This is a genomic window from Acinetobacter sp. UBA2063 (assembly GCF_002333245.1).
Taxonomy (GTDB): domain Bacteria; phylum Pseudomonadota; class Gammaproteobacteria; order Pseudomonadales; family Moraxellaceae; genus Acinetobacter; species Acinetobacter parvus.
This window is the reverse complement of sequence record NZ_DDAH01000222.1, coordinates 1-2,504: the sequence shown is the minus strand read 5'-3', so window position 1 is coordinate 2,504 and position 2,504 is coordinate 1. Positions and strand designations below refer to the sequence as shown.

At 40.1% G+C, this 2,504-nt stretch carries 3 protein-coding genes and 1 pseudogene; 2 read left to right on the top strand and 2 right to left on the bottom strand.

Annotation, left to right across the window (positions count from 1 at the left end; all coding sequences use genetic code 11):
- Positions 1-246: pseudogene (locus B4H32_RS10560) on the top strand (porin); the annotation flags it as partial.
- A 61-nt stretch (positions 247-307) separates the two neighbouring features.
- Here B4H32_RS10560 and B4H32_RS10555 read toward each other — a convergent pair.
- Both B4H32_RS10555 and B4H32_RS10550 read right to left on the bottom strand, forming a co-directional pair.
- Entirely contained in the window at positions 308-931 is a 624-nt protein-coding gene (locus B4H32_RS10555) for a YidB family protein (protein ID WP_286802987.1), read from the bottom strand.
- Between the two features lie 166 nt (positions 932-1,097).
- On the bottom strand, positions 1,098-1,559 hold the full coding sequence (locus B4H32_RS10550) for a DUF6231 family protein (protein ID WP_286802985.1): 462 nt from the start codon (positions 1,557-1,559) through the stop codon (positions 1,098-1,100).
- Between the two features lie 30 nt (positions 1,560-1,589).
- Here B4H32_RS10550 and B4H32_RS10545 point away from each other — a divergent pair, with 30 nt between their 5' ends.
- Positions 1,590-2,459, top strand: coding sequence for a DUF2797 domain-containing protein (locus B4H32_RS10545; protein ID WP_286802989.1), 870 nt, complete (start codon positions 1,590-1,592; stop codon positions 2,457-2,459).
- Positions 2,460-2,504: the final 45 nt, after the last annotated feature.

The window sequence follows — 2,504 nt, the reverse complement described above, 5'->3', positions numbered from 1 at the left end:
ATTCCATCAACACCTGTGAAGTTAAAAGCACAATATATTTCTGCTAAAAGTGAAACAGATGCAGCTATTATCGCGGGGAAAAAGGAACTTAAACAAGACCTTTACGGTGTAGGTGCTGACTATCAAATCAATAAACAAGCTCGTTTCTACGGTATTGTTGCTCAACAAAAACGTGACTGGACAACTGTCTCTGAACCTGAAACAAAGAAAACTACTATAGGTTTAGGTATGGAATATAACTTCTAATTTGAAGTTCAGTTCTAAATAAAGAAACAAAAGGGCGATATGCCCTTTTGTTTTATCCATTTTATTTCTTTAAGAAACCACTGAGCAAGTTTAAAACTTGTTGAATATCATTGTTGGCTTCCTGTGGATTAGTGTTTCCACCTTGTGGAGTTAAGGAATCAATCACTTGGGGCAAGACTGAAGCAATTGCGCCATAAATTGCTGACTTTGGTGTTTGGGTTTGCTGGGCAACCTGTTCCACATCCTGTTCATCAAATAAGCTTTGAATATTTTGTGCTGGAATATCCTGTGCATTTTGCTGGTGTGGATCGACCCAGCTTTGTACCTGATTGGCCAAACCTGCATTTTTCAGTTTATCCAATGCGCCTTGCAAACCGCCCTGTTTTTGAATCCATGCAAGAATTAAAGGCAAAACGGCGATTAACAAGGTTTGTGCCGTGTTGCCACCTGCCGTCGCATTAGTTTGTGTTGAAGTATTGCCACCACCTAATTGGCCTAGCACAGAACCAAGAATTCCACCTAGACCGCCCTGTTGCTGGTTCTGGTTATTTTGTTGCTGTTGTCCACCAAGCTGCCCCAATACCGAACCTAAAATTCCGCCTAAACCACCACCCTGACCTGATTGCTGCTGACTGCCTAAAGCCTGTTTTGCTAAAATTTCAACAATGTTGGTTAAATCTGTCATAACTTATATGTTCCTTTTGGAATTATTTATCCAAAAAGAATACGCTGCTTTGAATACACAAAACAAAATTGAATTGTTAAATTTTGCAAGAGCTTGCGATAAATCTCTATTCAATCTTGCCTGTTGAATGGTTGAAGTTCCACAGAAATTAAACCATTGCTGAGATTTACCAGCGGAATTTATTCCAGTTTTCAGGATTGGCCCAGAACTTGGAGTTAAACCAGTCTGGTACATGCTTATAGGTCAAAATATTAAACTGCCATAAAGCAAAATTACTCTCATGGGTAGTCTTGTCAATGAGCTGGGTAAAACCCAGCGACCGCAACAGCCTTTCATCATCCAGTTTACTGACCACAACAATTCGTTTTGCCATGAGGTCACGCAACTTCACCAATAACTGTGCCTTTTGCGTTTGATTGATGTTCTGCATTTCTTCAGTATCAAATAATACAAAACCTAAATCATAACGCTGTGTAAATGGCAGATTTAAAAAGTCAGTTACGTTAAAATAATGCCATTGAATTGAAGCATGATGGTCAATGTTTTGACCAATACACAGTGCGGTAGCAATGGGCTGTTCTCTATATAAATCGTCTAGCATCGAAGTGATGACATTTTGTCCAGCCATAAGCCACCTAAGTTGAAAAGAGAGAGGATGATGGAACTACAAGGCATTTGCCATAAAATGCACGCAGCGCTCAAGACGCATAGTGTACCCGATCAGACAATCCACAAGGCAAATGTTGAATATAAATTTATATTGGATCGTTCAGAAATCGACCTACCCTTTGTTTTAGGGCAAGATTTGGAGATTGAATGGACAGGTAATATTTTCTGTACCTCATGCGGTGCCAAAACCCCAAAGTCATATTCACAGGGTCATTGTTTTAAGTGTTTTAAAACCAAGGCGGAATGTGATTTGTGTATTATGAAACCCGAAACCTGCCATTACCATCTGGATACATGCCGTGAGGATGAGTTCGCGCATAGCGTTTGCTTCCAGCCTCATATCGTTTATTTGGCCAATTCAAGTGCCCTAAAAATCGGGATTACCCGAATTGTGAATATGCCAACCCGTTGGCTGGACCAAGGCGCAACGCAGGCGCTTCCCATCCTGAAAGTGGGTTCACGCCGCTTGTCTGGGCATCTGGAAACATTAATTGGTACTCAGATTGCCGATAAAACAGATTGGCGTAAATTACTCAAAGGTGAAGCTGAACCTTTAAACCTGATTGAACAGCGCGATCAGATTCTTGAGGAATTTGCTCCTAAAATTCAAACAATTCGTGATGAATTTAGCCAAAACCTTGAGTTTGATGAAAATCTGGAATTTTTGGAAAATGAATTGCCCAGAGAATTTATTTATCCAGTTGAGCAATATCCAGAAAAGATTAAATCGTTGAATCTGGACAAGACACCCACAATTCGTGGTGTCTTGCAGGGCATTAAAGGTCAGTATTTATTACTGGATATTGGGGTGATCAATATCCGTAAATATACGGGTTATGAATTGATTCTAAGGGCATGATTAAAAAGGTGGCATTTAAGCCACCTTTTTAGATCGGAAGAGCGT

Bases quoted from the DNA above. Each gene is read 5' to 3' on its own strand.
- B4H32_RS10555 (WP_286802987.1), bottom strand. From the start codon at position 931: ATGACAGATTTAACCAACATTGTTGAAATTTTAGCAAAACAGGCTTTA.
- B4H32_RS10550 (WP_286802985.1), bottom strand. From the start codon at position 1,559: ATGGCTGGACAAAATGTCATCACTTCGATGCTAGACGATTTATATAGA.
- B4H32_RS10545 (WP_286802989.1), top strand. From the start codon at position 1,590: ATGGAACTACAAGGCATTTGCCATAAAATGCACGCAGCGCTCAAGACG.